Annotated in this window: 2 protein-coding genes; one reads left to right on the top strand and one right to left on the bottom strand. The window is 57.2% G+C overall.

Annotated elements, in window-relative coordinates; translation table 11 throughout:
• Positions 1-3865 (bottom strand): putative Ig domain-containing protein (locus DX909_RS29225; RefSeq protein ID WP_128548857.1); only part of this gene is annotated, 3865 nt, incomplete at its 3' end.
• 327 nt (positions 3866-4192) lie between these two features.
• Here DX909_RS29225 and DX909_RS29220 point away from each other — a divergent pair.
• On the top strand, positions 4193-4999 hold the full coding sequence (locus DX909_RS29220; protein ID WP_128548855.1) for a 4-(cytidine 5'-diphospho)-2-C-methyl-D-erythritol kinase: 807 nt from the start codon (positions 4193-4195) through the stop codon (positions 4997-4999).
• Positions 5000-5043 lie beyond the last annotated feature (44 nt).

Below are 5043 nucleotides of genomic sequence, written 5' to 3'. Positions count from 1 at the left end.
AGGTGAGCGGATCGCCGTTGGGGTCGGTGAACACCGGTAGGGTCGTTGAATAAGCGCTGTTGACCGTGGCCGTCAGCGTCGGTGCTGCCGGGGCCACCGGCGGCTGGTTGGTCGGCGTGCCGCTGCCTTCGCAGGTGATCGACTTCGGTGAGCCAACCAGAATGTAGTTGGTTCCCAGAACCCGTCCGGAGATGGAATGCGGCTGGTTGTCTTTCAGACTCTCCGGCACCGTAAACCGGTAGCCGTGTACACCGTTGCCCTTGCCGTTGTTCAGAAGATCCTGCCGGAAAATATTGGCTACGACGGAGCCGACCACATTTCCATTTTCCACAAATTCGATGGTCAGGGCTGCATTGGGGCTGTCGTAATTAAACGCCCAGCCTTCAATCGTACTACAGCCGGCCACATCCAGATAGCCTTCGAACGTACCGGTTACAGGACCCGCCCCATTGACCGTCAGGGAGACGGAAACATCGGTTTTGGCATTCTTGTTATCGGTCGCCGAGTAAGTCAGCGTAAAATTACCCGTCTGGGTGGGCGTGCCGCTCAGCACCCGGGTCTGGGCGTTGAAGCTCACGCCCGAAGGCAGCGTACCCGTCAGTGCGTAGGTGAGCGGATCGCCGTTGGGATCGGTAAAGACCGGCAGCGTCGTCGAGTAAGCCTGATTGGCGGTGGCCACTAAAGCAGGCACGAACGGGGCCGTCGGCGGCTGGTTGGTCTGCTGGCTGGCAGCGACCGTCAGGGTAACGGCCAAATCAGTCTTGGCGTTCTTGTTATCGGTGGCCGAGTAGGTCAGGTTGAACGTGCCCGTCTGGGTGGGCGTGCCGCTCAGCACCCGGGTCTGGGCGTTGAAGCTCACGCCCGAAGGCAGCGTACCCGTCAGTGCGTAGGTGAGCGGATCGCCGTTGGGATCGGTAAAGACCGGCAGCGTCGTCGAGTAAGCCTGATTGGCGGTGGCCACTAAAGCAGGCACGAACGGGGCCGTCGGCGGCTGGTTGGTCTGCTGGCTGGCAGCGACCGTCAGGGTAACGGCCAAATCAGTCTTGGCGTTCTTGTTATCGGTGGCCGAGTAGGTCAGGTTGAACGTGCCCGTCTGGGTGGGCGTCCCGCTCAGCACCCGGGTCTGGGCGTTGAAGCTCACGCCCGAAGGCAGCGTACCCGTCAGTGCGTAGGTGAGCGGATCGCCGTTCGGATCGGTGAAGGTGGGCAGCGTCACCGAGTAGGCGCTGTTGACCGTCGCCGTCAGCGTGGGTGCCGCCGGGGCCGTCGGCGGCTGGTTGGTCGGCGTGCCGGCCAGCGTCCGGGCGGTCGCCGTATTGCTGTTCGGGGAGACGTTGCCGGTCGGGTCGACGGCCCGGATGAAGAAGTAGTATTCCGTATCCGGGTTGAGATTGTTTACCGTATAATTAAGCGATGTTACCAACCCGTCGGTAATCTTATTGTTATTCTGATAGACTTCATAACCCGCCACGCTCACGTTGTCGGTGGACGCGTTCCAGGCCAGCCGCATCGACGTCTGGGTGATGTTCGAAATGTTCAGATTAAGCGGTGCGGTCGGTGCCTGCTTATCCGAAGCGTTTGATACGACAAAGAAAGACTGCTCTACCGGCCGGGCGGGGTTAAAGCCGTCTCCGCCGTGCTGGGCCGCCCGGACCGTCACCTTACCCAGGCGTCCGGTCAGAAACACTTTGCCTTCCACCATCTGGGCCGGGCCTTCGATGACGTAAAAAACCACCGGTTTCCCCGAAGAGGCCGTCGCCTGGGGCGTAAATGCCGGGGAGTTGGGAGCCCGGTCGGGAATGGGGCTGAAGTTGATGGTTTGCGCCGTGCCGGAGCAGTTGGGATAGATATACCGCATGGTCTCCGTCCTCAGCCCGCCGGCATCGGTTACTTCCAGTTTCACGCCGTACCAGAACGTCAGCGTCCCTTCGCAGCCGATCGGTGGCAGAGAGGCCGTCGCCGTCCGGCTGGTGGTGATGAAGTCGTCGTGCTGGTGGTCGTTGTGGAACAGCGAAACCGTCCATTTGTAACTCAGCTGATCGGCCGGTGTTTCGTCGTTGATGACCGCCGAAAGGTTGATGTTCCGCGTCGAGGAAAGGTCCATCTGATCCTGCCCGTCGAGGCTGGTGCTGGCGATGACCGGCGCCGTGTTGGTCGGGTTGCTGACGGTGATCGTCGTCTGCGTCTGGTTGCTCAGCCCGTCGGCGTCCGTAACCGTCAGTTTGACGGTATAGACGGTCGAGGTGGCCGAGTTGGTCGTGAAGGTTTTTTCGGGATTGGCGGCCGTGCTGGTGGTATTGTCACCGAAATCCCAGAGGTAGGTCAGCGATTTGCCTTCCGGATCGTAGGAGTTGCTGCCCGTAAATTTTACCTTCAGCGGACTCGGGCCGTTGTTTTTGTCGTAAGTGATCGAGGCTACCGGGGGCGTACCGCCGGAGCCGCCGTTGTACATGATGCGCCGGACCCGCTCACCGCCGGGTTCGGGATACCGCATGAAGTACAGGTTCTTATCGATCGGGTTGAAGGCGATACAGGTAATGTACTGGTACGTACTGCCGCCGTCGAGCAGTTTGGTCAGGGTTTCCGGCAGGGGCTGGTTGCTGCCGTCGAAACCCAGGCGGGAAATCCAGCCGCCGTTGAAGTCGGCAAAATAATAGGCATTCTGGTATTCGGCCGGGTAGTTCCCTCCGCCCGGGTGCCAGTTGCCGCCCACACTACAATAGCCGGGCAGAACGCCGGCCGGAGTGCTGTTTACATTGGTGAATGACTCGTTCCGGTTGACCCGGCCCGCCCCGTCGCGCCATTCGATCCGGGGTCTCGTGTGATCGATCGAAGACTTGTACTGCGTTTTTTCGTATTTGCGCCTGGAGACATCCATCCCCTCGAAGAACGGCCATCCGAAGTTGGCACCCCGGCTGACGACGTTGATTTCTTCCTTATCCGTAAAACCGACGTCGCCGACATAGAGGGCACCGGGATTGCCGGCTCCCGGGTCGCCACTACCCGTGTTGGGGCGCATGCCCGTCCGGAAAGGCTGCCGGAGACCGATGGCAAAGATGCGGTTCTGCGGAGAACGGGCGCTTTTTCCGCCGTCCCAGAAAGGGTTCGAAGGAATGCCGTCGCCGGTTTCCGGGTCGATCCGCAACACTTTCCCGGAAAGTGAATGCAGCACCTGAGACCGGTAACTCCCGATATTTTCGTCAGGATTGATAAAGCCGTTGTTGATGGCCTGGCTGTAGTAGGTTTCGGAGAAGCTTCCTTCGTCGAAGGCCGGGGCGGCTCCGTCGCCCGTACCGATCAGCAGGGTTCCGTCGGCCCCCATCGTCATCCCACCCCCGGCATGCGAGGAGGAAAGCAGCGGGATGCAATCACCGGGGACTCCCTTGGAGGGGTTGTTGGGGTCCGGCGCCCCGATCAGAATTTTGCGGCTGTTGGGCTTGATGCTTCGGTAGTTGTCGGCGGGGTTGGCTTCATAGCGGGTGACGCGGGCGTAGGTGCCCTGGTATTTCACCGGCGCGTACTTGATGACGTAAAACAGGTAAAACCGGCCGTTGCTCAGGAAGTTATTATCCAGACACATGGACAGCAACCCGAAATCGTCGTACCGTCCAACTTCGGACGAAATGTTGAGCAATTCGGTTTTCTGTTTAGTCTGGGGATCGACCCGGATGACCCGACCGTCGATAGTCCAGGCATACAGGGCTCCGTTTTTGTCAAACGTAAAGCCGACGGCTCCGCCGAGATCACTCACATACGTCTCTTCGAAAAATCCTGGCTTATACTGACTGTAGCCGTTCGTGAGCGAACACACAATAACCGATAAAACGAGGGCTACTCGTTTGAGAAAAGTACAGAAATTTGTCATAGAAGTTGTTTTAATACTTTTACCCGGTTTGGAATTAACTTATGCCATGCTGTGTACATACATAAGAAAACAGAGCGGGAAACAAGCCGTTTCATGCGACCCGGTTTAGGTGCGACCAAACTGCTTATGTAATTTTATCTCTGGAATTATTGAACAGAGCGAGGAAATTTGGGCGGAAATATAGGAAAATACCAAGTGTGAGCCAATAGAAAATGTTACCATTTACTGAGTGGCGTCACCAAAATGTTCCTTATTTCCTCAATTTGGCACCTTAGCAGGATTTTCATGTGTTTTTAAAAATTATCGTCCGGTTCAAAATCTTTTTTTGTGATCCAGTTTCCCAACGTCAAAATCAATCTCGGTCTCCACATTATCGGAAAGCGCCCGGACGGATTTCACAATCTGGAATCCTGCTTTTATCCGGTCCCCTGGCACGACCTGCTGGAGAGCGTTCCGGCCCCCCGGTTCTCCTTCACTACCGGCGGCATCACCATTCCGGGCGATCCGGCGACGAACCTCTGCGTGCGGGCCTACGAACGGCTGAAGCAGGATTTTGACCTGCCGGCCGTCCACCTGCATCTTCATAAAATGGTACCGATTGGAGCCGGTCTGGGCGGAGGATCGTCGGATGCCGCGTTCACCCTGCGGTTGCTGAATGAACAGTTCGGCCTGGCGCTCAGTACGGAGCAGCTGGAAGACTATGCCCGGGGCCTGGGAAGTGACTGCGCCTTTTTCATCAGGAACCAGCCTCGTTACTGTATCGAAAAGGGAGATCGCTTCAAAGACATCGAACTGTCACTTGCGGGCTATACCCTCGTACTGGTTTATCCCAATCTGGCCATCTCGACCGCCGAAGCCTATGCCGGGGTTCGCCCGGATGCTTCCTCTCCACCGCTGCGCGATTTATTACTCGCTCCCATCGCCGACTGGCATGATTCGGTAAAAAATAGCTTTGAGGAAAGTGTCTTCCCAAAGTATCCGATTCTTGAAAAGATTAAACAACAATTGTACCAGTCAGGCGCGATTTACGCCAGTATGAGTGGTTCCGGCTCGACCATTTACGGAATTTTCGGACAGGAACCGGAATTGCCCGATCATTTTCAGGAGTTTATCGTCAAAAAGTGTCTGTTGTAACCTCCTGGTTATCTTCATAAAAATCAGAAGCCGCCGGGAAGTCT

Origin of the sequence: Larkinella soli (genome assembly GCF_003703975.1) — a bacterium.
GTDB lineage: Bacteria > Bacteroidota > Bacteroidia > Cytophagales > Spirosomataceae > Larkinella > Larkinella soli.
The sequence above is the reverse complement of the archived record's forward strand: the minus strand, read 5'-3'. Positions and strand labels throughout refer to the sequence as shown.